This window comes from Bradyrhizobium sp. SZCCHNGR1005, from assembly GCF_032489995.1.
GTDB lineage: Bacteria > Pseudomonadota > Alphaproteobacteria > Rhizobiales > Xanthobacteraceae > Bradyrhizobium.
Genome location: NZ_JAUEZC010000024.1, coordinates 1 through 2579, shown reverse-complemented (window position 1 = coordinate 2579; position 2579 = coordinate 1). Strand labels below are relative to the sequence as shown.

The 2579-nt window shown below is 68.7% G+C and carries 1 protein-coding gene; it reads left to right on the top strand.

The window, feature by feature from the left end; genetic code table 11:
• A partial coding sequence (locus QXZ85_RS33675) for an SDR family NAD(P)-dependent oxidoreductase (protein ID WP_315729242.1) occupies positions 1-2579 on the top strand: 2579 nt, incomplete at both ends.

The window sequence follows — 2579 nt, the reverse complement described above, 5'->3', positions numbered from 1 at the left end:
GTGACGCTGGCGGATGAACGAGGTCATGTTCTCGTCGAGGTGATCGGGCTGCGCAGCCGCCCGGCAGCAACGGAAGCTCTCCAGCGTTCGGAGGGTGTTGCGAAGTCGCTTTACCGGTTCGACTGGTCAGCATCGCCACCACCGGCCGCGGCGTCTCGGTCGGGGCGATGGATCGTGGTCGCACCGGAGTCGGACGAGGCGTCGGCGGTGGTGGAGCGGCTGCAGCGTGCGGGTGCTGTCTGTGAGCGCGTCGATATAGCCGGGCTGGCGGCGGCGCTGCCGGCGGATCACGTGGTCTGCCTGTGGCGCGGCGTCCCCGTGGAAGCGGCCGCGGCGCAGGTGCAGCGGTTGGCGAGCGAAGGTCTATCTGTGGTGCAGCTTGTGACGAAGCAGGCGCGTGCGCCGCGGCTGTGGTGGGTGACGCGGGGCGCGATAGCGACTGTGGGCGAAGAGGCTGCGGAGGTATCGCAGGCGTCGCTGTGGGGCCTCGGGCGGACGGTGATGCAGGAGCACCCGGAGTTGGGCTGCACGCTGATTGATGTGGAGGACACGGCGTCGGCAGAGACGATCGTCCGCGCGCTGTGCGCGGACGATGAGGAACGGCAGATCGCCTGGCGGGGCGGCGAGCGTCGGGTGGCGCGATTAATGAGCGCGGCCGGTGCGAGCGTTCCGGACGGTGAGAACTATACGCTGGCAATCAAACGCAAGGGGACGCTCGAAGGGCTTGCCTTGGTGCCGGCCAGCCGCCGCAGAGCGGGACGCGGCGAGGTGGAGATCGAGGTCCGTGCGTCGGGGCTGAACTTCCGCGATGTGCTGAACGCGCTGGGAATGTACCCGGGGGAGGCGGGTTTGCTCGGGAGCGAATGTGCCGGCGTGGTGACGGCGGTCGGGGAGGGCGTGGAAGCAATAGCCCCCGGCGATTGCGTGATGGCCTTCGCGCCGGGAAGCTTCGGTCGGTACGTGATAGCGGATGCGCGGCTTGTGGCGCGTGTTCCTGATGATCTGTCGCTGCAGCAGGCTGCGACGATCCCGATCGCGTTTTTGACGGCATGGTACGCGCTGCATGACCTGGCCGGGTTGAAGGCGGGCGAGCGCTTGTTGGTGCACGCGGCGGCCGGCGGGGTTGGGATGGCGGCGGTGCAGATCGCGCGGTGGATCGGCGCGGAGGTTTATGGCACGGCGAGCCCGGCGAAGTGGGAGGTGGTGCGGTCGCTTGGCGTGAAGGCAGTGGCGCGGTCGCGGGATTTGAGCTTCGTTGAGGCGATCCGAAGCGCGGCTGGCGGAGCCAATGTCGACGTGGTGCTCAACGCGCTGAGCGGCGAGTTCGTGGATGCGAGCCTGTCGCTGGTCGGGCCGGGCGGTCGCTTTATCGAATTGGGGAAGACGGACATCCGCGAGGCGACGGCGGTTGCGGCGTCGCATCCTGGCGTGCGTTACCAGGCCTTTGATCTGGTGGATGCCAGCGTCGAGCGGCTGGCGGAAATGTTTGCCTCCATCGCCGAGGGTTTTGCGTCGGGCCATCTCACGGCACCGCCGGTGCGCAGCTTCGCGATCACGGATGCGGAGGCGGCTTTCCGCTTCATGGCGCAGGCGCGGCATGTGGGCAAGCTCGCACTTGTTCCGCCGCGCTCGCCGCGGACGGACGGGACGGTGGTGATCACCGGCGGGCTGGGGACGCTTGGGCTGCATGTGGCCCGGTGGCTTGCGCGCGGCGGGACGAAGCATGTGGTGCTGACGGGTCGTCGCGGCCTGCAGACGCCTGGTGCGGGCGAGGCGGTGGCGGAGCTGGAGGCTCTGGGCGCGCGAGTGACGGTGTCCGCGACGGATGTGTCGGATGCGGATGCCGTGCGCGGGCTATTGGAGAAGATCCCGGCGGAGCTTCCGCTTCGTGGCGTCGTGCACGCGGCGGGCGTGCTGGACGATGGGATGCTGTCGGGGCAGAGCGCGGATCGGTTTGCGCGGGTGATGTCGGCGAAGGTCGCTGGCGCGTGTCATCTGGATGCGTTGACGCGGGAGGCGGATCTGGACTTCTTCGTGCTGTTCTCGTCGATATCGGGGACGTTAGGGTCGGCGGGACAGGGCGGGTATGCGGCGGCCAATACATGCCTGGATGCCTTGGCGGCGCGTCGGTGCGCGGAAGGGTTACCCGGTCAGAGCTTGGCCTGGGGTCTGTGGACCGACGAGTCCTCGCGGGCGACGGGGCTGGCGTCCGGATTGGACAATATGCAGCAGGCGCGCATTGCAAAGAGCGGGCTTGGGTCAGTGACGCCCTCGCGGGGGATCGCGCTGCTCGAAGCGGCGTTGGCTCGACCAGAGGCGCAGCTGCTGCCGGTGGCATTCGATCTTCGAATGGTGGCTCGGTCGTTTGAAGGGCCTGTGCCGCCGCTGTGGCGCGAGCTCGTCAAGGCGGTGCCGAAGCGAACCCAGTCGCGTCGTGGCGCTTGGGCGCGCGAGCTGTCGTCGTTGCCGGAGGACCGCCGGCTGGAAGCGGTGGCTGAAGTGGTGCGGGCCGAGGTCGCGCGCGTGCTGTCGCTGACTGCGGAAGCCATTGAGCCAGACCGCCCGCTCAAGGAGCTGGG